General features: G+C 63.3%; 21 protein-coding genes. 7 read left to right on the top strand and 14 right to left on the bottom strand.

Features of this window, described 5'->3' with window-relative positions; translation table 11 throughout:
• Positions 1 to 27: 27 nt before the first annotated feature.
• The 6 genes from malE to AC3IQ7_RS12065 all read left to right on the top strand — a co-directional run bounded on the left by malE (position 28) and on the right by AC3IQ7_RS12065 (position 7,673).
• Complete coding sequence (gene malE, locus AC3IQ7_RS12090) at positions 28 to 1,248, top strand: maltose/maltodextrin ABC transporter substrate-binding protein MalE (protein ID WP_199534497.1); 1,221 nt, start codon at positions 28 to 30, stop codon at positions 1,246 to 1,248.
• Between the two features lie 93 nt (positions 1,249 to 1,341).
• A complete protein-coding gene (gene malF / locus AC3IQ7_RS12085) occupies positions 1,342 to 2,853 on the top strand; it encodes a maltose ABC transporter permease MalF (RefSeq protein ID WP_099380246.1) in 1,512 nt (503 codons plus the stop codon).
• Positions 2,854 to 2,863: 10 nt separating this feature from the next.
• Entirely contained in the window at positions 2,864 to 3,754 is an 891-nt protein-coding gene (malG, locus tag AC3IQ7_RS12080; RefSeq protein WP_034783032.1) for a maltose ABC transporter permease MalG, read from the top strand.
• Positions 3,755 to 3,756: 2 nt separating this feature from the next.
• Positions 3,757 to 5,385, top strand: a complete 1,629-nt coding sequence (locus AC3IQ7_RS12075; protein ID WP_489209767.1) for an alpha-amylase family glycosyl hydrolase — start codon at positions 3,757 to 3,759, stop codon at positions 5,383 to 5,385.
• Positions 5,382 to 6,293, top strand: coding sequence for a carbohydrate kinase family protein (locus AC3IQ7_RS12070; protein ID WP_489209765.1), 912 nt, complete (start codon positions 5,382 to 5,384; stop codon positions 6,291 to 6,293). Before AC3IQ7_RS12075 ends, AC3IQ7_RS12070 begins: the two co-directional genes overlap by 4 nt.
• A gap of 93 nt (positions 6,294 to 6,386) precedes the next feature.
• Complete coding sequence (locus tag AC3IQ7_RS12065) at positions 6,387 to 7,673, top strand: O-acetylhomoserine aminocarboxypropyltransferase/cysteine synthase family protein (RefSeq protein ID WP_322428596.1); 1,287 nt, start codon at positions 6,387 to 6,389, stop codon at positions 7,671 to 7,673.
• Here AC3IQ7_RS12065 and AC3IQ7_RS12060 read toward each other — a convergent pair.
• On the bottom strand, positions 7,670 to 8,479 hold the full coding sequence (locus AC3IQ7_RS12060) for an SDR family NAD(P)-dependent oxidoreductase (protein ID WP_489209763.1): 810 nt from the start codon (positions 8,477 to 8,479) through the stop codon (positions 7,670 to 7,672). The two genes, AC3IQ7_RS12065 and AC3IQ7_RS12060, sit on opposite strands and share 4 nt — an antisense overlap.
• 165 nt (positions 8,480 to 8,644) lie before the next feature.
• On the opposite strand from AC3IQ7_RS12060, the gene AC3IQ7_RS12055 reads away from it, so the two are divergent.
• Positions 8,645 to 9,208 (top strand): TetR/AcrR family transcriptional regulator, encoded by a 564-nt coding sequence (locus AC3IQ7_RS12055; RefSeq protein WP_489209761.1) that lies wholly within the window; start codon positions 8,645 to 8,647, stop codon positions 9,206 to 9,208.
• Here AC3IQ7_RS12055 and AC3IQ7_RS12050 read toward each other — a convergent pair.
• The 13 genes from AC3IQ7_RS12050 to aspT form a co-directional block, all read right to left on the bottom strand.
• Positions 9,180 to 10,208, bottom strand: coding sequence for an AAA family ATPase (locus AC3IQ7_RS12050; protein ID WP_489209759.1), 1,029 nt, complete (start codon positions 10,206 to 10,208; stop codon positions 9,180 to 9,182). The two genes, AC3IQ7_RS12055 and AC3IQ7_RS12050, sit on opposite strands and share 29 nt — an antisense overlap.
• Positions 10,205 to 11,584 (bottom strand): acyl-CoA synthetase family protein, encoded by a 1,380-nt coding sequence (locus tag AC3IQ7_RS12045; protein WP_489209757.1) that lies wholly within the window; start codon positions 11,582 to 11,584, stop codon positions 10,205 to 10,207. The genes AC3IQ7_RS12050 and AC3IQ7_RS12045 overlap by 4 nt, the downstream gene beginning before the upstream one ends.
• Complete coding sequence (locus AC3IQ7_RS12040; RefSeq protein WP_322428601.1) at positions 11,581 to 12,174, bottom strand: hypothetical protein; 594 nt, start codon at positions 12,172 to 12,174, stop codon at positions 11,581 to 11,583. The genes AC3IQ7_RS12045 and AC3IQ7_RS12040 overlap by 4 nt, the downstream gene beginning before the upstream one ends.
• Position 12,175: 1 nt before the next feature.
• Positions 12,176 to 13,939: a VWA domain-containing protein gene (locus AC3IQ7_RS12035; RefSeq protein ID WP_489209755.1), complete on the bottom strand. Its 1,764-nt coding sequence runs from the start codon at positions 13,937 to 13,939 to the stop codon at positions 12,176 to 12,178.
• Positions 13,936 to 14,913 carry a hypothetical protein gene (locus AC3IQ7_RS12030; protein WP_489209753.1) on the bottom strand — a complete coding sequence of 326 codons (978 nt, stop codon included), beginning with the start codon at positions 14,911 to 14,913 and terminating at the stop codon, positions 13,936 to 13,938. Before AC3IQ7_RS12030 ends, AC3IQ7_RS12035 begins: the two co-directional genes overlap by 4 nt.
• 9 nt (positions 14,914 to 14,922) lie before the next feature.
• A complete protein-coding gene (locus tag AC3IQ7_RS12025; protein WP_489209751.1) occupies positions 14,923 to 15,390 on the bottom strand; it encodes a hypothetical protein in 468 nt (155 codons plus the stop codon).
• A complete protein-coding gene (locus tag AC3IQ7_RS12020) occupies positions 15,387 to 16,967 on the bottom strand; it encodes an AAA family ATPase (RefSeq protein ID WP_489209750.1) in 1,581 nt (526 codons plus the stop codon). The genes AC3IQ7_RS12025 and AC3IQ7_RS12020 overlap by 4 nt, the downstream gene beginning before the upstream one ends.
• Positions 16,968 to 17,136: 169 nt before the next feature.
• Positions 17,137 to 18,288, bottom strand: coding sequence for an ABC transporter permease (locus AC3IQ7_RS12015; RefSeq protein WP_489209748.1), 1,152 nt, complete (start codon positions 18,286 to 18,288; stop codon positions 17,137 to 17,139).
• Entirely contained in the window at positions 18,285 to 19,466 is a 1,182-nt protein-coding gene (locus AC3IQ7_RS12010; RefSeq protein WP_489209747.1) for an ABC transporter permease, read from the bottom strand. Before AC3IQ7_RS12010 ends, AC3IQ7_RS12015 begins: the two co-directional genes overlap by 4 nt.
• A gap of 6 nt (positions 19,467 to 19,472) precedes the next feature.
• Positions 19,473 to 20,447 carry an HlyD family secretion protein gene (locus tag AC3IQ7_RS12005; protein ID WP_489209745.1) on the bottom strand — a complete coding sequence of 325 codons (975 nt, stop codon included), beginning with the start codon at positions 20,445 to 20,447 and terminating at the stop codon, positions 19,473 to 19,475.
• Between the two features lie 2 nt (positions 20,448 to 20,449).
• A complete protein-coding gene (locus AC3IQ7_RS12000; RefSeq protein ID WP_489209743.1) occupies positions 20,450 to 21,865 on the bottom strand; it encodes a TolC family protein in 1,416 nt (471 codons plus the stop codon).
• 187 nt (positions 21,866 to 22,052) lie between these two features.
• A complete protein-coding gene (locus tag AC3IQ7_RS11995; protein WP_489209741.1) occupies positions 22,053 to 23,663 on the bottom strand; it encodes a bifunctional aspartate transaminase/aspartate 4-decarboxylase in 1,611 nt (536 codons plus the stop codon).
• Positions 23,664 to 23,720: 57 nt separating this feature from the next.
• The gene (gene aspT / locus AC3IQ7_RS11990; protein ID WP_099380264.1) at positions 23,721 to 25,409 is read right to left on the bottom strand and encodes an aspartate-alanine antiporter; all 1,689 of its coding nucleotides are present in this window, start codon (positions 25,407 to 25,409) and stop codon (positions 23,721 to 23,723) included.
• Between the last annotated feature and the right edge of the window lie 42 nt (positions 25,410 to 25,451).

Below are 25,451 nucleotides of genomic sequence, written 5' to 3'. Positions count from 1 at the left end.
GCATAAAAAAAGATACTGGAGATTGACATGTCCTTCACGCACCCGAAACGCAGCTTCATCAAAACCACCCTGATCGCCGCCGCCCTGGCCGGCATCGGCAACCTGGCCGCCGTCAGCATGGCGAACGCGGCAGAAGCAGGCACCCTGCTGATCTGGATCAATGGCGACAAAGGCTACAAGGGCCTGGCCAAGGTCGGCGAAGAATTCACCAAGAAGACGGGCATCAAGGTCGTCGTCGAGCATCCGGAAGATGCACCAAACAAATTCCAGCAAGCAGCGGCCGCCGGCAAGGGCCCGGACATCTGGATCTGGCCGCATGACCGCATCGGCACCTGGATCGACGCCGGCTTGCTGCAACCATTGACGCCTAGCAAGGAAGCGCGCGCCGCCATCCTGCCGCTGGCCTGGAACGCCTTTACTGTTGGCGGCAAGACCTGGGGCTACCCGATCTCCATCGAAGCCGTCGCCCTCGTCTACAACAAGGACCTGGTGCCGACCCCGCCAAAAACCTTCGAGGAAATCGCCGCGCTGGACAAAAAGTTGTCCGCGCAAGGCAAGAAAGCCATCCTGTGGGATTACACGAATACCTATTTCACGTGGCCTTTGCTGGGCGCGGGCGGCGGCTTCCCGTTTGAAGTCAAGTCCGACGGCCGCTACGATGCAGCGAAGACGGGCGTGAACAATGCCGGTTCGCAAGCGGGCGTGAATGCGCTGATGACCCTGATCAACAGCGGCGCCATGCCGAAGGGTGCCGGCTATGCCGAGATGGAAGCCGGCTTCAACCAGGGCAAGATCGCCATGATGATCAACGGCCCATGGTCGTGGGACAATGCGCGCAAGTCGAAGATCAACTTCGGCGTGGCAACGATCCCTACCGTGGCAGGCAAGACGGCCACGCCATTCGTGGGCGTGCTGGGCGCGATGATTTCCAAGGCTAGCCCGAACAAGGACCTGGCGACGGAATTCCTGGAAAACCAGATGCTGCAGCTCAATGGCTTGAAAACCATCAACGCCGACGTCCCGCTGGGCACGCCAGCTAACAAGGTGCTGTTCGCGGAATTGAAAGCCAATCCGAACATCCAGGCAACGATGGAAAGCGCGCAAGCGGGCCGTCCAATGCCAAACAACCCGGAAATGGGCCGCTTCTGGTCGTCGATGCAATCGGCGCTGGAAAACATCACGCAAGGCCGCCAGACGACCAAGGATGGCCTGGACGCGGCGGCGAAGCGGATCACGACGGCGAATTAAGTCACTCAAGGGGCTTGCCCCTGCGGGATCGGCATGCGCGCCACTGGCACGCATGCCCCCCAGGTCTCTCACCATCTTCACAGGTATCCCATCGTGCGCAAGTTTATCGGCCCTACGGTATTGACCATCAGCATGGCGCTGGGTCTGTATCTGCTCTTCATGTTGTACATTTCCGGCCAGACCATGCTGGCCGCCGTTTTCCTCGGCTTGCTGACCCTGACGACGTTTGTCTTCACGTCGCCGCGCGCCTATGCCTACCGCTATCTGTTTCCCGGCATCACAGCGGTGATCGTCTTCGTGCTGCTGCCCATGGTGTACACGGTGTCGATCGGCTTTACCAATTTCAGTTCGCGCAACCTGCTCACCTATGAACGGGCCACGCAATACCTGCTGGATGAGACGCAGCGCGTGGAAAGCACGGGCTACGCGCTGACCGTGCATCCTGACAACAAGGAATACCGCTTGCGCCTGGAAAGCCCGGATACGGGCGAAGTGCTCTTGACGCAGCCGCTGGCCCTCAAGCGCGCCGTGCCCCTGAACGTGGAAGTGGCGCCGCTCGATCCCGTGCAAGCGCCCGTGCTGGCCCCGCCGCTGCCCATCAAGGACATCATCGCCCTGCAAAAGGATTTGAAACTGCTCACCCTGATCCTGCCGAACAGGATCGAGTTGCGCATGGTGGGCTTGCGCGAATTCGGCCCCGTCGCGCATGTCTACAAGCAACTGCCCGACAAGACACTGAAGAAAATCGCCACGGGCGAACTCGTGACACCGAACTTCAAGACAGGCTTTTATGAAATGCCGGATGGCACCAAGCTGGAACCGGGCTTCAAGGTCAATGTCGGTTTCGCCAACTTCGTCAAGATTTTCTCCGACGAAGCGTTCCGCGGTCCCTTCCTGCGTATTTTCGTGTGGACCATCGTTTTCGCCCTGATCAGCGTGGCCACCACGACGGGCCTGGGCATGGTGCTGGCCGTGCTCTTGAACTGGGATGCGCTGCGCTTCCGCGGCCTGTACCGCACCCTGCTGTTCCTGCCATACGCCGTGCCGGGCTTCATTTCCATCCTGGTCTTCAAGGGCTTGTTCAATAACAACTTTGGCGAAATCAACCTCGTGCTCGACGCCTTGTTCGGCATCAAGCCCGCCTGGTTCTCGGACACCACCCTGGCCAAGGCCATGATCCTGATCGTCAACACCTGGCTCGGCTACCCCTACATGATGGTGGTGTGCATGGGCTTGATCAAGGCGATCCCGTCGGACCTGTACGAAGCCTCGGCCCTGGCCGGTGCGGGACCGCTGACGAATTTCTTCAAGATCACCCTGCCGTTGATCATCAAGCCGCTGACGCCGCTGATGGTGGCCAGCCTGGGTTTCAACTTCAACAATTTCGTACTGATCAGCTTGCTGACGGGCGGGCGTCCCGATTTCCTCGACACAACCTTGCCGGCCGGCACGACGGACTTGCTCGTCTCCTATACCTACCGCATCGCGTTCGAGGATTCCGGCCAGAACTTTGGCCTGGCCGCCGCCATCTCGACCCTGATCTTCTTCCTCGTGGCCGCGATTTCGCTGGTCAACATGCGCCTGACGCGCATGAACAAAGCATAAAGGACAGCATATGGCTATCGTTGTCGACCGTTCCAACCGCTGGCGCATCCTGGCGGCCCACGTCGCCGTGATCGCGCTGATCGCGCTGGTGATGTTCCCCTTCCTGATGATCTTGTCGATCTCGCTGCGGCCCGGCAACTTCGCCTCGGGCAGTTTGATCCCGCCCGAGATCAGCTTCGAGCACTGGCGATTGGCGCTGGGCATGTCCTACCAGGCGCCCAACGGCGCCCTGGTCGAACCGGATTTCCCCGTGCTGCTGTGGCTATGGAATTCCATCAAGGTGGCCAGCATGAGCGCCACCGTCACCGTACTGCTGTCGACCACCTGCGCATACGCATTCGCGCGCATGCAGTTCCGCTTCAAGTCGCAGACCCTGTCCGCGCTGATGCTGCTGCAGATGTTCCCCGCCGTGCTGGCCCTGGTGGCCATCTACGCCATCTTCGATGTGCTGGGCAGTTACGTGCCATGGCTGGGCATTGACCACCACGGCAGCCTGGTGCTGGCCTACACGGGCGGCATCGCCCTGCATATCTGGACCATCAAGGGCTACTATCAAACCATTCCCATCGAAATCGAAGAAGCGGCCAAGGTCGACGGCGCCACGCAATGGCAGGCGTTCATCTACGTGCTGCTGCCGATGACGGTGCCCATCCTGATGGTGGTATTCCTGCTGTCGTTCATCGGCGCCATCATCGAATACCCGATCGCTTCCGTGCTGCTGCATGAACAGAACAACCTGACCCTGGCCGTCGGCTCGAAACTGTTCCTGTACGAGCAAAAATACCTGTGGGGCGACTTCGCCGCGGCAGCCATTCTGTCCGGCCTGCCCATCACGGCCGTGTTCCTGCTGGCGCAAAAATGGATGATCTCCGGTCTGACGGCTGGCGGCGTGAAAGGCTGACCATGCGGCGCACCCTGACTACGCTGGCCGCCCTGCTTCTGTGCGCTTCGGCGCAGGCAGGGAGCTTCGCAGATAACCCCATCGTCTACTTCGCCGTGACGGACCGTTTCGCCAATGGCAATCCCGGCAACGACCACAGTTATGGCCGCGCCGCCGACCCGCAAGGCGGCGATGTGGGCAGCTTTCACGGCGGCGACATCGCCGGCATCACGCAGCAACTCAAAGCCGGCTACTTCCGCGACCTGGGCGTCAACGCCCTGTGGATCACGGCGCCGTACGAGCAGATACACGGCTGGGTAGTGGGCGGCAAGCAGCAATTCCAGCACTACGCCTACCACGGCTACTGGGCGCTCGACTACACCACCATGGATGCCAACATGGGCACGCCCGAAGAATTGCGCGAGATGATCGACATCGCACACGCGCAAGGCATCCGCGTCCTGTTCGACGTGGTGCTGAACCATCCCGGCTACGCGGACTTGCGCACCCTGTCCGAATACAAGGTGCCCGTGCTGTGGCCCGGCCATGAAAAGGCCGTGCTGCGCGACTATCACAGCTTCATCGACTACAACAACTTCGCATTCGCGCAGTGGTGGGGCCCGGACTGGGTGCGCGCGGGCTTGCCCGGCTACCCGGATGGCGGCAAGGATGATTTCACCATGCAGCTGGCCTACCTGCCCGACTTCCGCACGGAGAGCGGCAAGGCCGTGGGCTTGCCGCCCATCCTGCAACACAAAGCCGACACGCGCGCCGTGGCCCTGCCCGACACCACCGTGCGCGGCTACCTGGTGCAGTGGCTGGCCGACTGGGTGCGCGAATTCGGCGTCGACGGTTTCAGGGCCGACACCGTCAAGCACGTGGAGCCAGCCAGCTGGCTGGCCCTGCGCGCGGCGGCCACCGATGCCTTGAAAGATTGGAAAACGCGCCATCCGCAACAGAAAATCGACGATGCGCCGTTCTGGATGACGGGCGAAGCGTGGGGCCATGGCCCCGAGCGCAGCCGCTGGCATGACGCCGGCTTCGACTCGATGATCAATTTCGACTTTCAAAGCCGCGCGGGCGGCGACTGGACAAGCATCGATGGCGTGTACCGCCAGTACGCAGGCTTGCTGAATAAGAGTCCCCGCTACGACATCCTGTCGTATATCTCGTCGCACGACACCAGCCTGTTCCCGCGCGAGCAACTGAAGCATGGCTTGTCCGCCCTGCTGCTGGCGCCAGGCGGCGTGCAGCTGTTCTATGGCGATGAAAGCGCGCGCCAGCCTGGCGCGGCGCCCGTCGGCGACGAACAGCAGGCGACGCGTTCCGATATGAACTGGTCGTCGCTGGACCTTGCCGCCCTCGCGCATGCGCGCAAGCTGGGCCAGTTCCGGCTGCGCCACCCTGCCCTGGCGCGCGGCGAGCACCGGTTCATCAACGACAAGCCATATGCGTTCGCCCGCGTGATGGATGGCGACGCCGTCATCGCCGTGCCCGAGGCGCAAGGCACACTCGAACTGAAAGTTCACGGCGTTTTCGCCGACGGCACCCTGCTACGCGACGCCTATACCAATCAAACCTGTATCGTCAAAGATGGTGCCGTCGCGGTGAACGCGGCCGGCACCGTCCTGTTAGAAAAGGCTGCACCATGAGTACCTATGACATCTTAGTGGTCGGCGGCGCCGGCATCGACACGATCGTGCGCGTCCCCGACCTGCAATTGCCCGTCGCCGATTCGCTGCACGTGCCGCCCATCCACGACTACGTGGCACACACGGGCAATGGCGTGGCGCTGGGCTGCCACGCGCTGGGATTGCGCTGCAAGTTCATCGACTTCATCGGCGACGACGCGCAAGGCGCGGCCATCCTGCAGCGCTATAAAGATGCCAAGCTCGATTTCTCGCACATCGTCGAACCCTCGGGCACGCGGCGCAGCGTCAACCTGGTCGACCCGCAAGGGCGCCGGCTGTCGCTGTACGACGGCCGTCACCCGGAAGACGTGCGCATGCCGGCCGCCTTCTATCTACCCTACCTGGGTCCGGCGCGCCACGCGCACTTTTCCATCATGGGCTGGGTGGCCGAACTGTTCGACGATGCGCTGGTGTGCGGCACGACGGTGTCGACCGATTTGCACGACTGGGATGGCGTCAACCCGCACCACAAGGTCTTTGCGCTGCGCGCCGACCTGGTGTTTCTCAGCACGGCGGCACTGGGCGAGCGCCGGGACGAGGTCATGCGCGCCATCATCTCGCAAGGCCGTGCGCAGGCAGTCATCGCCATGGCGGGCGCGCACGGCGCCTACCTGCTGGAACGGGGCGGCGCGTCCGTGCGCCACACTCCGACGGCAGGCTTGACCCTGCCCGTGGTGGACACGAATGGCGCCGGCGATTCCTTCGTGGCGGCGTTTTTGCAGGCCTGGCTGGATGGCGCGGGCATCGACGCGGCCATGCGCCGTGGCGCCATCGGCGGCGCGTTTGCCTGCGCGCAAAACGGCACGCATGAACGCTTCATCGGGCTGGCAGAGCTGAATGACTTATATCAAGACCACACTAGCTTATGACTTAATATTCTATCAAGCGTAGCATCGAGCTAAGGTGCGCATGGCACAATGGCTGCGGATTTCACCACACAGACTATTGAAACCGGAGACCACATGAGAATCGAAACCCTGGCCGTGCACGCCGGCTACACCCCCGACCCGACCACCAAGGCCGCCGCCGTCCCCATTTACCAGACGGTGGCCTACGCCTTCGACAATGCCCAGCATGGCGCCGACCTGTTCGACCTGAAGGTGGCAGGCAATATCTACACGCGCATCATGAACCCCACGCAGGACGTGCTGGAAAAGCGCGTCGCAGCGCTGGAAGGCGGCGTGGCCGCGCTGGCCGTCGCTTCGGGCATGGCGGCCATCACCTATGCGATCCAGACGATTGCCGAAGCGGGCGACAATTTCATCTCCGCCAGCCAGCTGTATGGCGGCACCTACAACCTGTTTGCCCACACCCTGCCGCAGATCGGCATCGAAGTGCGCTTCGCCGACGCGCGCCAGCCGGAAACCTTCGCCGCCCTGATCGATGCGCGCACCAAGGCCATCTTCTGCGAATCGATCGGCAACCCGCTGGGCAATGTCACCGATGTAGCCAAACTGGCCGAGATCGCGCATGCGCACGGCATCCCGCTGATCGTCGATAACACGGTGCCCAGCCCCTATCTGTTCCGCCCCATCGAGCACGGCGCCGACATCGTCGTCCATTCGCTGACCAAATACCTGGGCGGCCACGGCACCACCGTGGGCGGTGCCATCGTCGACAGCGGCAAGTTTCCATGGGCCGAACACAAGGAACGCTTCAAGCGCCTGAACGAGCCGGACGTGTCGTATCACGGCGTCGTCTACACGGAAGCGTTCGGCCCCGCCGCCTTCATCGGCCGCGCGCGCGTCGTCCCGCTGCGTAACATGGGCGCGGCGATTTCGCCCCTCTCCGCCTTCCAGCTGATCCAGGGCATCGAGACCTTGGCCCTGCGCATGGACCGCATCTGCGACAACACGCTGGCCCTGGCCAGGCACCTGAAACAGCATCCGAAAGTTGCGTGGGTCAATTACGCAGGCCTGGAAGACCACCCGGACCACGCGCTGGTGAAAAAATACATGCACGGCCGCGCATCGGGCATCTTGTCCTTCGGCTTGAAGCTGGCAGATGGCGAAGACCCGCGCGCGGCCGGCGCCCGCGTGCTCGACGCGCTGCAGCTGTTTACGCGCCTCGTCAACATCGGCGACGCCAAGTCGCTGGCTACGCATCCAGCGTCCACCACGCACCGCCAGCTCAATCCCGAGGAACTGGCCAAGGCGGGCGTGTCAGAAGACATGCTGCGCCTGTCCGTCGGCATCGAGCATATCGACGACTTGCGCGAAGACCTGGAACAGGCACTGAACGCCGCTTAAACGCTGGCTTTGACCCCATAGCGCGATGCCGGCTTGCCGCGCATCGCGCCCGCGAACAGGGCCAGGCGGGCCGCATCAAACTGCTCCCACAAGGCCTGTTCTTCGACGGAAGGCAAGGTCACCAGCTCGCCCTGGTCCAGCCCTGCCAGCGCCGCATCGACGCAGTCTTCCGCGCGCATGATGGTGGCCTGGTCCAGCTGCGCCAGCGGCACGCCGCTCAATTCCCAGATTTCCGTCGCCGTCGACGCGGGCAGCACCAGCTGCACCGTGATGCCCGTGCCAGCCAGTTCCTGCTGCAAGCCCCGCGTGAAATTCATCACATAGCCCTTGGTGGCACTGTAGACCGTGCTGACAGGCAGGATGTGGAAGGACAGCACGGAACCGATATTGATGATGGTGCCGCTATTGCGTTGCTTGAACTGCGGCAGCACGGCGTAGGTCAGCTCGGCCAGCGCCGTCACGTTGACCTGGTCCATCGCGGAGATGCCCTCGGGGGCCGAGTCCAGCACGGGCGCCAGGGTCGAGACGCCTGCATTATTGACCAGCATGGTGATGGCGGCGTTCGATGACAGCTCGTTGGCCACGCGCCGCAAGTCGTCCACGTCGGCTAGGTCGGCCGCCATGGCGCGCACTGCCACGCCATATTTTTCTGCCATCGAGGCGGCCAGGGTGCCCAGGCGCTCGACCCGGCGCGCCACCAGGATCAAATCGAAGCCGCGCGCGGCCAGGCGGTCCGCATACACGGCGCCCAGGCCCGACGATGCACCGGTGATGAGGGCCGTGCCTTGGGTAGTAACTGCATTCATGATCATTCCTTCTTCAATATAGGGGTGGGTTGGCGCCATCAAACATGACAGCCATCATGCTTCAACACATTAAATATGACGATCATCATGTTTAATGTGTTGAAGCATGACGAATATCATGTATGATGTCAACCATTATTTTTACATCGCGATCAGGAGCCTGCCATGCGTTATCCCGCCGAAGAAACCGCCGAAAAGCACCAGCGCATCCTGACGCAAGCGGCGCGGCTGTTCCGTGAAAAGGGCTATGACGGCGTCAGCGTGGGACAGATCATGCAGGCGACGGGGCTGACCCACGGCCCCTTCTACAACCACTTCGCTTCGAAGGAAGCGCTGATGGCCGAAAGCACCCTGCATGGCTCGGAACATTCGCGCGTGGCGCTCGATGCTGCAACGGCAAGCCCGGAAGCGATGCGCCAGTACGTGCGCGATTACGTGAGCACGGCCCACCGCGATGCGCCGGGCGATGGCTGTCTGCTGGCTGCGCTGGCCGGCGACGCGCGCAAGCAGCCGGCCGTGCGCCCTGCCTTTACCGTCCACCTGAAAGCCATCATCGGCAAGCTGGCCACGCATTTCCCGTGGCGGAAAAAGCGCGACCCGCGGCAGGACGCCGTCGTCATGCTGTCAGCCATGGTGGGCGCCGTGGCGCTGGCGCGCGCCGTCGACGACGCCGCGTTTTCGGACGAGATACTGGCGGCGGTCAGCGCAACACTTGCGCCACCTGCCTGACCCTGTCGGCCACCGTGCCTGACACATCGATATAGGCAATCCCCCGCCGCGCCAGCTCGTCCCGGTACCACGCATGCTGGCGCGCGCGGAAATCCTCGTCGCGGCGCGTGCCATCCTGGATGAAGGGGAAGTCGGGGGCGCACAGCAGCACCAGGTCATAGCGGTGTTCGGCCAGCTGCGCCAGTTCCTGCTCGGCCTTGCCGAACATCTCGACGCAGTAGAAATACGTCGTCATGGGCGAGGTATCGCAAAACAGCCAGCGCCGCGCAGCCAATAGCGCCTGCGCTTCGCGGCGCAGCTGTTCCCGGCCGATCTTGAGCAGATCGTCATAGTTCAATATGCCATCCTGGCTTTCCCATAGCTCGCGGCCATATTCAGCCACCCAGGCCGTCCCGAAATGTACCGCCAGCGCTTGCGCCAAGGTTGTCTTGCCGCTCGATTCGCCACCGAGCACGCACACGCGCGTGACAAAATCGGCGCGCACGATGGGCGACAGAAAGGCGCCGTGCGCATGCGGGTCTTGCCGCGCCAGTGTGCCCGATACGGGCACCACGGTTCTCGCCTCGTCCACGCTCACGTGCGCCACCGTGCCCCGCGCATAATGCTGCTGCAGCACTTGCGCAAAGCCTGGACCATAGTCTTCGCTGGTGAAGACGGCGTCGACGGGCAATTCCAGCACCGTCCAGCATAGCCAGCCCATGAAGTGGCGATGCAGCTCGCCATCGTCATCGTTGTGCGGCAACGCGCGCGCTGGCACGCCGCGTGCGGCGCACAGGGCGGCCAGGCGCGCATCGTCCAGCACGACGATGTACGCCTGCGGAAATTGCGCGCGCAGCCAGCGCTCCCTGCGCGCCGGCTCGTAGCCCGAAAATTCAGGCTTGGTGTAGCTGACCACCAGCAGTTCTTCGCTGGCGTCTTGCGCACGGTTGATCAACAGTTCGTGGCCCTGGTGCAGTGGGCAAAATTTGCCGACCACGAGGCCGCGCTTGTAAAGGTTCATGCCACTGCTTCCTGCAAATCCGAGGTGTATTGAATGATCTTGTCTTCCGCCAGCAAAGTCTCGACCGTGATGGTGCCGAAAAAAGGCGCGAGCAAGGTGCGCGCCTGGTCGGCCTGCGGCATGGCGCCCGGCGCCAGGCGCAGCGCGATGGCGCCATCGCCATGCTGGTGCACGCCGAACAGGGCGATGGCCAGCGGTTTCAGGGCGTGCGTGATGTCGATATTGTTGATCCACTCGCCCTTGACCGTCCTGTAGCGCAGGGGACTGCGCCCGGCCAGCCCCACCAGCACGGGACCGTGCGGGCCATGCGCCAACGAAGCATAATCGCCCGTGCGGTAGCGCACGAGGGGCAGGCAGAAATTGAAGCCGCCCGTCACCGTGATTTCGCCGCGCGTGCCATCGGGCACGGGCTGGCCCGCACTATCGAAGATTTCCACGTACAGCCGGTGCTGCAGCAGCACGTGGCCACCCGCCCGTTCATCGTAGACGGCGACCGGTCCCACTTCATTGAGCGAATAGATGTCGAGCACGGGACAGCCGAAGCGCGCTTCCAGGCGCGCGCGCATGCCGGGCAACAGCATCATCGACACGGACATCAATGCAGCCGGCTTGTGCGTCATGGGTAGGGTCAGCAGCTCGGCAAACGAGATGGGGTCGCCCGCGATCAGCTCCGGCGCCATGGCGTCCAGGTAGCGCGCGCGGTCCTCCGGGTCGCGCCAGTCATCCGGGTGCAGGTTGATCTTCGCCAAGCCAGATTCGTTCATCGTCGGCGTGACGGAGACATAGGTGAAGCAGCGGCGCTGGTGCCCCAGCAGCATCACGCCCACGTGCCCCGCGCCATGGCGCAGAATCACGCCGAAGCGGTGCAGCGCGCGCTTGTGAAAGGCCAGGTAGCGGCCCGCCACCAGCGGGTGGGAAGCGATCAGCAGCGGATGGCCCGTGGTGCCCGTCGTCTGGAAATTGATCATGCGCGAAAGATCCGCATCATCGGGCACGAAGGCGGCGATGTCGTGCGCCAGCTCGGCGCGGCTGATGGGCGCCACGTCCGCAAGGCGGGAAGGCGGCGAACCGCAAGCGCGGTAATGCGGCACCGTGACATAGACTGTCCTGAGAAAATCCGCCAGCCAGGGCGGCGGCGCGGCATCGTTCCAAGCGACGACAGCCTGCATGACTTCCTGCTCGTAGGCGCGCAAGGCTTCCACCTCCGCAGCGAGAAGCTTGTTGCCGCTGCGGTTGCGGTAGACGGGCGCCGCGGGATGGCTGCGCAGTTTTTCCAGCATGCGCGCACCCGCTGGCGTCAGGGTGGGACAGTAGTCGTGGTCCGATTTCCAGGCGCCGCCCGGCAAATTGACATCAGGTTTGCCAGCGAGCGTCATTCGCGCGACCACTTGTCGGCCGATTCCTCGGCCGCCTTTTTCGCCAGCGCTTCGCGGATTTCCCGCGCGCGCTGCTCGGCCAGCCGGCTCGCCTCGAGCAGGCGGCGGCGCTCCGTACCGCTGATGGCGGACAATCGATCCGTGGCCTGCGCCACGCTTTCGTCGCAAGGTCGAAAGCCCAGGCGCGCAAGCACGATGCGCGCCAGTTCCTCGCGCCGCTCGGGGTCTTGCGTGAACTGGTGGGCCGGCGTGGCAGCGGCCAGTTCACGCGCCGCCTCGCCCAGCAACTGCAACAAATCGTGCTGCGGCAACTGCTGGCCGGTGAACCAGTCGTCGGCCAGCAGCCAGCACAGGATCATGGCCAGCGCCAGCCGGTTGCGGTCCGCCTTCACTTGCGCGCCGATAAAACCCTGCAGTGACGCGGCCGGCGCGCGGGCGCCATGCAGCAGCAAAATGTCGTTGACCAGCGCGGCCACGGCCACGGCCTGCGCATTGGCGACGCCGGCGATGCGCGGCTCGGCCAGGAATTCGACGGGCGTGTCGGCCAGGCGGTGGGTCAGGGTTTCGAGGTGGGGACCGTGAGTATGCATATCATTGTTGTATATAGTGGCGCCGGCTGAACGCCCGCGCAAAGTCCAGCAAGTCCTCGTAGCGCTCGACGGCGTGGATATCCCAGCCCTGTTCGCGGCGCGCGCGCTTCAAATCGTCGTAGGTTTTCTGCAGCCACGTGTGGCTGGCAGCGCCCTCCCAGTCGCGCTCCAGGTTCAGCGCCATGGTGCCGCCCGCGCCGCCCTGCGCCAGCGCCTTGGCGGAAATATCCCAGCCGCTGTTACCCAATTCATCCTTGTCGAACATGGTGGTGATGCCATCGTCGGAAATCATCAAAATGTGCGCGGGCCGTTCGCGCCTGGCCGCATAGGTCTGCCGCAGGCGGTGGATCGGAAAACAGGTGCCGCCGCCGAAAAATTCCGTCAGCACGCCGAGGATCATGTCTTCATCGCGCACGAAACCCGGCGTCTGCATCACCTCGTTCTTGCCGCTCCACAGGGTCACCTGCACTTTCGCGCCGGCGCGCAGAGCCGACAAGGCGATGACGGCGCCAGCCAGTGTCAAAAACGAGGTGTGCGCCTGCGGGTTCGGCATGGAGCCGGAACTGTCCACGTACATGTCCAGGTCGACGGGCACGGAATCGATGGCGCGCGCCGGTTCGCGGCCGTACACGCGGCGCACGGTGGTCACACCGGGCACGGGGCGCGGCGACTGCATCACGGATTGCAGCCAGTCGATGTCTTCCAGCGGGTCGCCGATTTCCCACGGCTCCAGCCCTTCCATTTTCGGCTCCTGCGATTCGGACGCGGGCCGGCTGGGGAAGGCCACCAGGTGCGGCAAGGCCCGCTCGCGGTAGTAGCGGATGGCGATTTCATGGTCGCTCAGGTTCACGCCCGACGCCTTTAAGATATCGCCCAGCTCGAACGGTTCGCGCAGTTGCCCGCCGCCCTGCCTGGCGGGCGCCTCGGTCACAGGTTCCTCGCCATCAAGGCCAGAGATGCGCTTGTCGTGCACGGGGTGGATGGCGCCGCCCGCCTCGTCATCCTCGATCTGCTGCGCGCCATACGTCTGGCAGCCACGGGCCGCATCGCGCGTGTCGAGCAGATAGCGGCTCGGGCTCAACGCATCCGTGTCTTCCACCAGATAGGGCAGCAGCAAGGTGGCGAAGCGGCCCGCCGCCAGCATCCAGTCGTTCGCGTAGACGCGGATCAGGCGCGCGCCCAGCCAGGCATCCGTGTCCAGCCGTTCGTCGGCCTGGCCGCCTCCCAATTCGCCCTTCTGCAGCTGCCACAGGTTTTCATAGATGCGCATGTACAGGGTCCACACGCCGCCGCTGGACTTGGCCTCCACAGAGCGCCCCTGCTCAAGCTTGCGATAGATATCGGCCATGCGCAGATTCGCCTGGCGCTGCAGGCGGTCGTTGATGAACAGGTCCGTGTACAGGTTGGCCACCATGGGCGCGTGCTGCTCCAGCGTGGGCAAGGCGCGGCGCATGCGCGCCAGCAGGCGAAACTGGTCGCTGGCGCTGCCCGGCGCGAGGATGTGGTGGCCAATTTCATGGGCGAGCACTTCCAGCGCATAGTCTTGCAAGCCCAGCTCCGTCACCAGCGGCAAGTCCACCACCACGCTCTGGTCCAGCAAACGGATCATGGCAAAGCTGCCGGACAAGCCCTGCTTGCTGGCCTCAACGCGGCTGGCGCACAGGTTCGGGTCGCGCAAGCGCGTAAACTTGCTCCACACGGCCAGGGCCTCGGGCCAGGCTGCGCGCCAGGCGTCGATCAGGGCGGTGTCGGCGGACGTCTTCATGCAAGCGCCAGCAGGCGGATCGCGTGCGTCCACGGCGACGTGATGGCCAAGGTGTGCGCATTCGCGGCAAGCGCGATGTCGCCGGCCGGCAGGTCGAGCGCGATGCTGCGCGCGCCGATATGCACGGTGGCCCCATCGAGCCGCACGGACGCTGGCGGGGCACTTGGCGCTTGCTCGAACTCCTGCGCCGTGGCGCTGTGCAGCACGGCGCCATAGGCGTCGGCCACCAGCAGGTAGTGGCGCTCGGCGCTGCGCACAGCAAAGCCGCAACCGTCCACCGTGGCGCGCACTTGCGGCGGCGTGCCGAAATCGCCACCGAGGCCGCTGAAGCTGCCGAACTCCCTGCCCTCTGCATTGCCGCGCCATGGATTCGCCATGAGCTGCGCATGCACCTGCGGCCACTGCGCGCCCGGTTCGCCAAAGGCGGCCAGCGCCAGCGCGGGCGGCAAGGTGTCGGCGGCGGCCAGCGCCCCCAGGCGGAAATGCGCGACGCCGGCGCGCCACGCCAGCACCTGGCCCACGGCGCGCAGCTGCGCGACGCTGGCGACTTGCGGCGCCACGGCAGCCATCCCGGCCTGCCACTGCGCGGGCCGTGCGCCGGCCACGGCGCCAAGATGGATGGCGGCGTTGCTGAGCATGCCCAATACATCCACGGGCGCCGTCGCCAGCAGCGGCGCAAACGATGGCGCCAATTCGCGCCACACGGTATTCAAGAACGGATTTTTCGCGGCAGGCCCGGCCAGGCCATGGCCCACCAGTTCCAGGGCCATGTCATAGGCGGCCAGGGTCACCCCGCCCACGCGCTCGGGCGCGGCGGCTACCACGGCCTGCACCAGCGGATCGACGCCGTCGTGCAAGAAGACGCCAAAGGCGGTCATATCGAGCGAGGGAAAGCGCCGGCGCGCTTCCACAGCGCGCGCATTGAACTGGGCACGGCCGCTGGCAAGTATCGATGCGAAGGCAGGAGAAATCATCGCAGCCTTTCAGTCGCTGTGCGAAAAGTGCAGCAGATAGCGTTCATCCCCCAGTTCGAACGCGATCTCGTCCCAGTGGATCGCGTACCACATTGGTGGCATCATCGTCACGGCGTGCAGGGAAAAATCACCGGGCACCTCGTCGAGCGATGACAGGAAGGCGGCCACCAGGTGCGCGCGGAAACGCCCGGCGGGTGCCGCCTGCATGTGCCGCGACGAGAAAAACCAGCGCTGGCACACCTGCTCCAGGTGCGCGCGCCCGCACGGCACCGCCGCGATGTGCCACAAGGCTGCCGGCAAGTCGCGTGCGGGTACGATGACGTTCAAGGCATGATCTTCGACGCGCAAGCCCAGCGCCGTGGTCAAATCGGGCGCATCGGGCAGGCGCTGCAACTCGTAGCTCGCGCACAGGTCGCTCGCTTCACTATTGAGTAGAGCCAGCGCTTCCAGGAAGCCTTGACAGCGAAGGACGCTCATTGCGAACGCAGCCAGCTGCGGTAATTCGTATAGCGCTGGTGCAGATACTTGAGTTTCAACAGGTCGTCGTACAGGGGACCATACAGCTTTCTCCCCTTGGTGCGTTCGCCGATCAGCTTTTCAATGCGGTTCAGGCGCGCCAGTGTCTCGCGCTCGCTGACGCCATCGAGGCCCAGGTCGAATTCGGCGGACAGCACGCCCACTGGATCATCGCGATCCAGATCCAGGCGGTTGAATTCATCGTTCGACAAATCGAACAGGCGGCGCAGCCAGCCCAGCCTGTCGCTGCGGTAGGCGGCGTTTTCCGGCAGCGCAAAAAATGGCGCGTCCGGGTCCGGCTGCAGCTTGTTATGCAGGACAAACGGCAGCACCTGGCGCAAGTCTTCCAGCTCCACGTCGCCATTGCCGCGGAAATACGCCATGGCCTTGGCGTAGATCATCAGTGCCATCAGGGTGCGCACGGAAATGCCATTGAGAGTCTGGCAGCCCAGGTCCTTCAGGCGGTCGCGCCCATTGTCAGCCGCCTGCGCGGCGCCACGGTCGGCGCCGGCCAGGCGGGCCGTATCCTTGGTCATGTATTCGAACTGGCCGCCGGCCGTCTCGAACAGCTCGAACTGGCTGGCAAAGAATTCCAGACGGCGGCGCACGGCGTCCGGTATGGCCACCTGGCGGATGGATGCGCCGATCTGATCCACCTCCCCTTCCGTGAAGATGATATCGGGCGGCACCAACTCTTCGGGCCGCACGTTTTCTTCCACGCGCAGCAGCAGTTCATTCAAAAAGCGCGGGTTGAAAGCCAGCGCCTGCACCGTCACATCGACCCGGTCGCGCAGCGCCTCGATCACCTGGTAGGTGCCGCCGCCCTGGTCATCGTTAGCCGTCAGATACCAGGCCGCTTCCGGGCATTCGTAAATGTGGTTCAGCACTTCCGCGTAATTGTCGCCCATGACGGTGAGCAGCGCGCTTTGCGTGCGCGTGGGGATGCGGTTGTATTCATCGACGATTTTCACGCGCATGCCCAGCCAGGCGCGCCAGGCGATGCGGATATCGTCCATGCTTTGCGCGTTGACCAAATCGGCCGGCAGCGGATTGCCGAGCAAGTCGGCCACCGTCATCTGCGGATGGCCGTGCTGCATGGCGCGCTTGACTTCCTTGACGGTGGAACCGGCCAGAACGCCCATCAGCAAGGCGCTGGCCGTCTTGCCCCTTCCCGGCCCGCCGACGAACAGGCATTTGCGGCGCGTGGCGAAGGTCAGCAGGGGTAGCAAAATGAAACTGGAATAGCTTTGCGCCGATGGCAAATTCAGGGTGCGCCGGCTGTCGCCCACGGAATACGTCTGCGATGGGCCGTCGTTGTACTCGATGTCGTAATGGGGACTGATGATGGCGTGGTTGACGATCCAAAAATAGGCCTGGCGCAGCTTTTCATCGAAAGGCCGCGCTTGCGCCTCGCCTTCTGCTCCCAGCGCGATGGGCCCCTGGTACAAATCCGCCACGTCGAACTGCCGCGCGGCAGGCGCCGCCTTGGGCTTGGTAGGGGCTTGGGACAGGCGCTGGAACAAATTAAAAGCAGACATGATTGGCTAACGCCTGTCAAAACCTACTGCGCGTCGGTATTCACGGCCTGCGATGCTCACTGTACATTCGTACAGTTGCGCTTCTCGGCCGCAACTCCCTTCCGCTCGCTACGATTTTGTCAGGCGTTGTTATTTAATGTGGAAACGAAATTATTGCATATCGGCCCAGTTACGCCTTGTTCAAATCAACACCGGTTTCCTCCATCCTGCGCCAACGCCACCAGCCCAGCACCACGCAGACCAGCAACAAGGCCAGCAAGCCCGCCACCTCATCGCGGATTTCATACAATGAGGCGCCCATCTGGTTGAGCGCGACAAAGCCCTGGATGCCGGCCGTCGATGGCAGCAGCCAGCGCAGCCATTGCAGCACGACGGGCATGGACGACACGGGCCAGGTCAGGCCCGCGAGGAACAGCACCGGCATCGAGGTGGCGATCATCAGCTGCGTGCCCCGTTCGCGCGTGCGGAACAGCATGCCCAGCAGCATGCCGAAGGCCGCTTCCGCCAGCGAAAACAGCACCAGCAGCAAGAGCATGCCGCCGAAGTTGCCGCCACGGGGGTAATCCTGGAACCAGAAGACGAAGCCGAAGAAATAGCAGCAGTTAAGGAAAGCCACGCAGGCAAACGTCAGCAGCATGCCGATATAACCACCCGCCGTGCGCTTGCCGGCCACGGGGAAACTCTTGCGCTGGTACCAGGTGCCGAACAGCATGGTCATGCCGATCAGCAAGGTCTGCTGCACGATCAGGGTGGCCACGCCGGGCACGACATACGCGCCATAGCCTTCCTTGACGTTAAACAGGGGCACGGCGTCAAAGGCAATGGGCGAGCGCTGCTGGTTGGCCTGGATGGTCGATGGCGTACCCGCACCCAAACGCTTGAGCTCAATACCGGCCGAGACCGTGCCCACCACCTCGGCCAGCCCGTTCAAGGCCACCTTGTTGAGCATCAAATACAAGCCGTTGCCCGCCACTTGGGCATGGGCGGCGCGCCCAGCCAGCACGTCCGTCTGCAAGCCGTCGGGAATGATCAGCACGCCCATGACCTTGTCTCGCCACAATAAATCTTGCGCGACGGGCAGGTTCGGCGTGACGGCGATCACCTGCAGCGAGGGATGGGCCATGGCAAAGCGCGTCAGCTGGCGCGACATGGCGCTTCGGTCCTGGTCGACGACCGCCACGGGCACGCGCTGGACGATTTCCGTCGAGTACGGCAGCGGATAAAAGAAGGAATAGATGATGCCGCCGATGAACAGCAAGGTCAGCGCACCCTTGTCCGTCAGCATGGCGCGCCATGTGGCGAGGAAGGATTGCCACATCATGTGCGCCCCCAGGCGGCAGGCGCATTCGCGCGGCGCGCCAGCAGGAACACACCCACGGCGCCGCAGCCGATGGCAAAGCCGGCCAGTATCAGCATTTCCTGCACGCCATAACGCCATGGCGCGCCAGCCAGCCAATATTTCGTTTGCAACTGCAGATAATGCGTGAGCGGCAAGGCTTCCGCCCAGGCGCGCGCTGGCGCCGGCATGGCCATCAAGGGAAATGCCTGGCCCGCAAACGCGAAGGCCGGCGCCGTGATGAAGGCGGCGCCGGACAGCGCCAGGCGCAGGGACACGGTGGCGGCGATCAGCAAAGTGGCCAGGCCACAATAGGCGAGCACCAGCAGCAGCATGCTCAGCAGCAAGGCCGGCAAGCTGCCCGCCACGGCCCAGCCCCGCGCCAGGCTGAAGAACAGCAGGTACAGCAGCGCCAGCGCAAAATAAGCAAGCAAGGGAAACAGCAGCTTGGCGCCGATGGCGCCGAGCCAGCTGCCCTTCGCCGAGGCCAGCCATTGCGGCACTGTGCCGTCGCGCAACTCGCGTCCGATGGAAGTGACGACGGCGACGACGATGAAAATCTGCAGCATGGCCGGCATCAGGGCCAGGGTCAGGAACGCTTCATAGCTGATGTTTTCGTTGTATAAACTGTTCAAGGTCGTGCGTATCGGTTCGAACTGGGCGGCAGCCTGCACGCCCGACATACCCTTTTTCACCCTTGCCGTCATCTCGATGCCGGCCGACAAGGTCGTGCTGACCGTGCGCACGTCGCGCAGCAAGGCGCCCGCGTGCGAGGAGAATTGCGCGTTGTACAGCCATTGCACGGTGGCTTGACGGCCGCCCAGCAGTTTCTGCTCGAAATCGTTGGGGATGACCAGATAGCCAAACGCCGTGCGTTCGCGCAAGCGATGCAAGGCTTCGTCGCTGGACGCCACTTTCGCCGCCACCTCGATGCCGGGCGAGGCGTCGAGCCAGCGCGTCAGCTGGCGCGACAAAGTGGAGTTATCGTTATCGATGACGACGATGGGCAAGTCGCGCGCAATGCCGGCGGAAAACACCAGCCACAACATGCCGCACAGCACGATCGGAATCCAGCTGAGCATGCCAAAGTCCCAGAAGTCGCCGCGCAAGCGCCGCCACTCGCGTGCCAGCGCCGCCGGCTGCTCTTTGTCAATCTCGCTCATCTAGTATCAGAGCGGTGGAAACACGACCGACATGCCCGGACGCAAGCCCTCGACCTTGATGGCGGGACGCAAGCGGATTTCAAACGTGCGCAAATCCGTGCCGCCCGGACGGGCCGCGCGCCACGTGGCGAAGTCCGGCAGCACGGCGACCGAACTGACCTTGAAGCTCAGTTGCTGTTTCAGCGCCGGCACATTCGCCGTATGCGTGCTGCCCATGGCAAACGCGGCCATTTCATCTTCGCGCACCTGCAGCACGGCCCAGGCGTCATCGAGGTTCACCAGGGTAATCACAGGAAAGCCCTGCGGCGCCAGTTCGCCGGGCTGTATCTGGATCTTGCTGACCTGGCCCGCCACGGGCGCGGCGATCTTCGTTTCGGCCAGGGCGATCTGCGCTTCCGTCAGCACGGCGCCCACCTGGCGCGCCTGGGCGGCGGCGGCCGTCTTGTCTTCCGGACGGGCGCCCTTTTGCGCCATGTCATATTGCGCGCGGGCAGCCTGCGCCAGCTGGTCGGCGGCGCGCCATTGCGCTTGCGCCTCGTCGCGTTTCTGTTGGGCGATGACGCCTTGCTCGTACATATTGTTGACGCGGGTATACGTGGTCTTGGCGATGGTGGCGCCCGTCTGGGCCCGCTCCCAGTTGGCTTTGGCGGCCGCGACTTCTTCCGGACGCGCACCGGCTTGCGCCTTTTGCGCCACGGCATCGGCCGCTTGCGTGGCGGCCGTCGCTTGCGCGATCTTCGCGTCCACTTCCGGGCTCGTCAGCTGGAACAGCAGCTCACCTTTCGGCACCGTCTGGCCCAGCTTGACGTACAGCTCGCCCACCCTGCCCGGCACTTTCGACGAGACATTGACTTCCTGCGCATCCATCTGTCCCTGCAAAGGCAGGCGCTGCGGCTGGAACGCCTGATACAGGCCCCAGCCGACGAACCCCAGGATAACGATGCCGGCGCCGATGGCCAATGGTTTTTTGGAAGTACTCATTATTATTTGTCCACAGGTAATTGGATATCGGCCGCGGCGGCCAGGCTGCCCAGGCGCTGCGTCTCGCCCGTCGCTTCCAGCAATTGCGCCAGCCCCATCACATAGTTATAGGCCGTCTGCGCGCGCTGGGTCTCGACCTTGGCCAGGTTCAGGCGCGCGTCGACCACTTCCAGCGACGTCACTTGTCCTTGCTGGAAAGCCACCGTTTGCAAGCGGATATTTTCGCGCGCCAGTTCCACCGACGAGGCCGTGGACAGGTACTGAATGCGGGCGTTTTCCAGCGCGCGCCAGTTCTTTTCGATCAGGGTGGGAATGTCGCGTTCGGCCTGGCGCGCCACCACTTCCACCCGCTCCTGGTCCAGCTTGGCGGCGGCGATCATCTTGCCCGTATTGATGCGGTGCACGAGCGGTACGGACACGACCAGGCCGATGGCCCAGTTCGAGCGCACGAGTTTCTCATTGCCGCGATTTAAATTGTAATTACCGATGGCAAAGACGGTGGGCGCGTATTCCTTGCCATGCAGCTTCAAGGCTTGCTCGGCCTGCACGCGCTTGCTGTCGATCTTTTTCCAGTTCGCGTTTTCGCGCATGCCCGTGCTGATGAACGATTGCAAGGTGCCGACCGGCAAGCTGTTGACGAACAGCGGCGTGCTGGGCAGCACTTGCGTGCTAACGGCAAGCAAACGGTCAAGCGCCACCTGGGCGATTTCCTCGTCGCTGCGCGCCTGCGCTTCGTCGCTGCGGGCGCTGTCCAGGGCCACGTCGGCGCGCAGGCGTTCCGCGCGCGAAATCAGGCCGCCCTTTTCCAGCTTGGCCGCGTCGCGCTGGTGCTGCGTCACGCCAGCCGTCACTTCGGCCCGCACGGCTACCACTCTTTTGGCCAGCAGCAACTGGAAATAGCGCTGCGCCACCAGGGTGGCCAGCTGCTCTTCCGCCTCCGTGCGCTCCGCCTGCGCGGCCAGGGTCAGGCTCGATGCGAGTCCCTTGACGGCGTCCAGGCGCCCGCCCGTGTAGATGGGCCACATGCCCAGCAAGCCGAACGAGGTCAGGTCCGTCACCACTTCGCGGTTCAGGGAATTGGGAATATGCGGCGTAGGCAAGCCGGGAATCGGCGGCAGCACGGATTCGATGCCGCCCACCACACCGGACAAGCCGCTCGTATCGATATTCAAGTCCGTCGACAAACGGCCGCGAAACGCCGTCAAGTCCACGGAAGGACCATCGATATTCGACAAGGCTTCCGCCTTCAATGTTTTTGCGCGCACGTCGAGCGCGGCGCCCTGCACGGCGCCCGAAGCCTTGGCCGCTTGCTGCAGCGCCTCGTTGAATGTCAGCGGTTCCGCCAGGGCGGGCACTGCCACGCCCAGCGCGCTCGCCAGCCATAATGATAATGATAAGTGTCCTTGCAATCTGCCCATGTAGCGTCCAGTCAATGAATGAGGGGAAAGCACGGGGTTGCCATGTTTATACTTTCACAATAGCAATTATATCCACGGATGTCTATTCCAGCCTGCACTATTGGTTACCAGACTGGCATATAAAAACGGGCGCCTCTTGCGGGGCGCCCGTTGAGCTCAAGCATCCAGCAGCTTATCTGCTTTTGGCTTACTTCTTGGCCTTTTTACTCCCCTTCTCTTTTTCCTTTTCAAACACGGCAAAGAACTCGGACGCCATGTTGCGGATGGCGCGGCCGATGTTGGCGTAATCGTATTCGTTCAGGTTGGCCAGCGACACGCGGCCGGACGGGTGCGTGGTGCCGAAGCCGCGGCCCGGCAGCAGGATGACGCCCGTTTCCTCGGCCAGGCGGAATAGCGCTTCGTTGGGTTTGAGTTTTTTCAGCAACCACTGCGAAAACTCCACGCCATGCATCTGCGCGGCCAGCGATTCCATGTCCAGCAGATGGTAGTAACGCACGGAATTGGCGTCGTGCACCATCGGCAAGCCCAGCTCGCGGTACAGCGCTTCCTTGCGGCGCAGCACGATGCGTTTCATCGACTGCTTGTACTTTTGCTCTTCATCCATCAGCGAGAACAGGGAGAACAAGGTCATCTGCGCCTGCACGGGCGTGGACAGGCCGGCCGTGTGGTTCAGCGCCACCGTGCGGCTGTCGGCGACCAGGCGGTCGATGAATTTCAGCTCGCGCGGCTCCGTGGTGATGGAGTGATAGCGCGCGTCGAGCTGCTTCTTGATGGTTTCCGGCAACTTGGCGATCTTGTCGTCGAGCACATTGTTCTCATGCGTGGCCACCACGCCCATGCGCCAGCCCGTCGCGCCGAAGTATTTCGAGAACGAATACACGAGGATGGTGTTGAACGGGCAAATGGCGAACAGCGAGACGAAATTGTCGGCAAAGGTGCCGTACACGTCATCGGTCAGGATGATCAGGTCCGGACGCTTCTTGATGATCTTTGCGATGTATTCCAGGGTTTCGTCATCGATCTTGACGGAGGGCGGATTGCTGGGATTGACGAGGAAGAAAGCTTTTACTTTCGGATCGAGCAGCTTGTCCAGCTCCTTCTTGGTGAATTGCCAGTTGTTCGATTGCGGCGCATCGATGTGCACGGTGTTCAGCTTGTAATCATTGAGCTGGGGAATTTCGATGTACGGCGTGAAGATCGGCATGCCCAGGGCGATCGTGTCGCCTTCCTGGATGATGTGGTTCGATTTCAGGCTGGCGAACAGATACGTCATGGCGGCCGTGCCGCCTTCGACGGCGTACATGTCGAAGTTGCCGACAAACGGATGGTCTCCCACCATTTCGCGGTGGATATACTGGCCGACAATTTTCTCGGACAGGCGCAGCATGCGGTCCGGCACGGGATAGTTGCAGCCCAGAATCGCTTCGCACATCTCATACAGGAAATCGCCTGCGCTCAAGCCCAGCTGGTCGCGCACGTACGACACTGCCGCCTCGATGAAATGCACGCCCGGATTGCCTTCATGCTTGCGCACGAAGATTTCAAAGCGCGCCTCGATGCCGTCGCGCGTGGGGAAGCCGCCCACGTCGTCCATATAGACATAGGAACGTTCCGCTTCCGTCATGGCGAACTGGCCGAATTGGAAGAAACCGTGGCGCGGCGTAGTCGCCAGGAAATTCGGGTTGCCGCGGCCCGCATTGAGCATCAGGCGGTTGCTTTGCTTGGCCGTCTGGATCAGCGCATCCTTCAGTTCGAAGGGGCTCAACAGGGCGAGTTTGCTTGGGTTACTGAAATCCATTTTTACTACTCCTTATCAGACTGATAATTTTGAGGGTTCTTGCCAACACATGCAGACTCAGACGAAGGCCACGATCAGCGGCCCCAGCAAGGTCAAGAAAACGTTGGCCAAGGCATACGTAATGGCAAACGGTACGGTGGGAATCGAGTTTTGCGCCGCGTTCAGCACTTCGCCGAACGCGGGATTGGCGCTGCGCGAGCCTGACAAGGCCCCAGCAAACACGGCCACGTTGTCATAACGCAAGATGTAGCGGCCGATCAGCATGGTCAAAATCATCGGCAGGATGGTGACCACCACGCCCACGCCAAACAGGGTCAGGCCGTGTTCGCGCACGGTTTGCACGGCTTGCAGTCCCGACGTGAGGCCGACGACGGCAACAAAGCCGGCCAGGCCCAGGTCCTTGAGGATTTGCACGGCGCCGCTGGGCATATAGCCGAACGTCTGGCGCTTGGCGCGGAACCAGCCAAATACCAGGCCCGACAGCAGCACGCCGCCACCGCTGCCCAGGGTCAGCGGAATCGAACCGATGCGCGCCACCAGCAAGCCCACGAGCAGCCCGACGACGAGGCCGGCGCCCATGTAGACGAAGTCCGTCTTGGCACTCGGCACGATCATGTAGCCCACTTCGGCCGCCACACGCTTGACGTCCTGCTCGGCGCCATAAATGGTCACCACGTCGCCCGTCTGCACGACGGTTTCCGCTTGCATGGGCAGGATCTTGCCCATACGGCTCAGCTGCACGACAAAGATGCCGTGGCGCACGCCCGGCGCCGTCGCGCTGCGGATCTCGCCCACCGTCTTGTTGTGGTAAGCCTTGTTGGTCAGCACCATGTCGCGGCGCTGCATCACCAGTTCCATGCCTTCGACGGCCAGCAATTCCTTGCCCAGCTGGGAAGAGACGCTGAGCATGGCTTCGCGCCGGCCCACCAGCAGCACGATATCGTCGGCCGCCAGCACCAGGTCAGGGCTGACGTCGATGATCTGGCCATTGCGTTTCACGCGCTCGATAGTGATGGCCGTGTTCGGATTGGCGCTTTCGATGTCCGCCACGGAGCGGCCGGCACCGGGGCCCACGTCGTAGATGCGGCCGATCAAATCAGGCGCGGCCGGCGTCTGGCCTGGCCCCAGCACCTGCACGCCCGCCTGCAGCGCCGTTTCCGCCTTGATCGCATCTTCGCGGATGGTGCGGCCCATGAGCTTTGGCAAGATATTGACGCAGACGATGATGGCGCCAAACGAGCCGAACACATACGTGACGGCATAGCCGACGGCCACGTTGCCCTGCAGGCGCGCCACCTCGTCGGCCGCCAGTCCCAGCTTGGTGATCGCGTCGCCAGCCGTGCCGATGATGGCCGACTGCGTCAAGCCGCCCGCCGCCACGCCGGCCGCCAGGCCCTTGTCCAGGCCAAAGACCCTGGCCAGGATGACCACCGTCAGCAACGCCGTCACGGCCAGCACGACGGCCAGGATGATTTCGCGCACGGACTGGCGCCCCAGCGAGTTGAAGAACTGCGGCCCGCTTTCATAGCCGACGGCATAAATGAACAGGGCAAACAGCACCGACTTGACGCCAGGATCGATGGCGACGCCTACCTGGCTGACGAGTACCGCCACCAGCAGTGAACCGGCGACCCCGCCCAGCTGAAACGAGCCGAACTTGATCTTGCCGATGTAATAACCCACTGCCAGGGAGAGAAACAAGGCAATTTCGGGCGACTTCTTGAATAACTCATGCAACCATTCCATGCGGACCGCCTTTCGTGTTGAAGGAATTCTTTACTGCGTGTG

The sequence above is a fragment of the Janthinobacterium sp. GL_088 genome, assembly GCF_057837845.1.
This window is presented reverse-complemented; position numbering and strand designations above follow the sequence as displayed.

Bases quoted from the DNA above. Each gene is read 5' to 3' on its own strand.
- malE (WP_199534497.1), top strand. From the start codon at position 28: ATGTCCTTCACGCACCCGAAACGCAGCTTCATCAAAACCACCCTGATC.
- malG (WP_034783032.1), top strand. From the start codon at position 2,864: ATGGCTATCGTTGTCGACCGTTCCAACCGCTGGCGCATCCTGGCGGCC.
- AC3IQ7_RS12075 (WP_489209767.1), top strand. From the start codon at position 3,757: ATGCGGCGCACCCTGACTACGCTGGCCGCCCTGCTTCTGTGCGCTTCG.
- AC3IQ7_RS12070 (WP_489209765.1), top strand. From the start codon at position 5,382: ATGAGTACCTATGACATCTTAGTGGTCGGCGGCGCCGGCATCGACACG.
- AC3IQ7_RS12065 (WP_322428596.1), top strand. From the start codon at position 6,387: ATGAGAATCGAAACCCTGGCCGTGCACGCCGGCTACACCCCCGACCCG.
- AC3IQ7_RS12060 (WP_489209763.1), bottom strand. From the start codon at position 8,479: ATGAATGCAGTTACTACCCAAGGCACGGCCCTCATCACCGGTGCATCG.
- AC3IQ7_RS12055 (WP_489209761.1), top strand. From the start codon at position 8,645: ATGCGTTATCCCGCCGAAGAAACCGCCGAAAAGCACCAGCGCATCCTG.
- AC3IQ7_RS12050 (WP_489209759.1), bottom strand. From the start codon at position 10,208: ATGAACCTTTACAAGCGCGGCCTCGTGGTCGGCAAATTTTGCCCACTG.
- AC3IQ7_RS12045 (WP_489209757.1), bottom strand. From the start codon at position 11,584: ATGACGCTCGCTGGCAAACCTGATGTCAATTTGCCGGGCGGCGCCTGG.
- AC3IQ7_RS12040 (WP_322428601.1), bottom strand. From the start codon at position 12,174: ATGCATACTCACGGTCCCCACCTCGAAACCCTGACCCACCGCCTGGCC.
- AC3IQ7_RS12035 (WP_489209755.1), bottom strand. From the start codon at position 13,939: ATGAAGACGTCCGCCGACACCGCCCTGATCGACGCCTGGCGCGCAGCC.
- AC3IQ7_RS12030 (WP_489209753.1), bottom strand. From the start codon at position 14,913: ATGATTTCTCCTGCCTTCGCATCGATACTTGCCAGCGGCCGTGCCCAG.
- AC3IQ7_RS12025 (WP_489209751.1), bottom strand. From the start codon at position 15,390: ATGAGCGTCCTTCGCTGTCAAGGCTTCCTGGAAGCGCTGGCTCTACTC.
- AC3IQ7_RS12020 (WP_489209750.1), bottom strand. From the start codon at position 16,967: ATGTCTGCTTTTAATTTGTTCCAGCGCCTGTCCCAAGCCCCTACCAAG.
- AC3IQ7_RS12015 (WP_489209748.1), bottom strand. From the start codon at position 18,288: ATGATGTGGCAATCCTTCCTCGCCACATGGCGCGCCATGCTGACGGAC.
- AC3IQ7_RS12010 (WP_489209747.1), bottom strand. From the start codon at position 19,466: ATGAGCGAGATTGACAAAGAGCAGCCGGCGGCGCTGGCACGCGAGTGG.
- AC3IQ7_RS12005 (WP_489209745.1), bottom strand. From the start codon at position 20,447: ATGAGTACTTCCAAAAAACCATTGGCCATCGGCGCCGGCATCGTTATC.
- AC3IQ7_RS12000 (WP_489209743.1), bottom strand. From the start codon at position 21,865: ATGGGCAGATTGCAAGGACACTTATCATTATCATTATGGCTGGCGAGC.
- AC3IQ7_RS11995 (WP_489209741.1), bottom strand. From the start codon at position 23,663: ATGGATTTCAGTAACCCAAGCAAACTCGCCCTGTTGAGCCCCTTCGAA.
- aspT (WP_099380264.1), bottom strand. From the start codon at position 25,409: ATGGAATGGTTGCATGAGTTATTCAAGAAGTCGCCCGAAATTGCCTTG.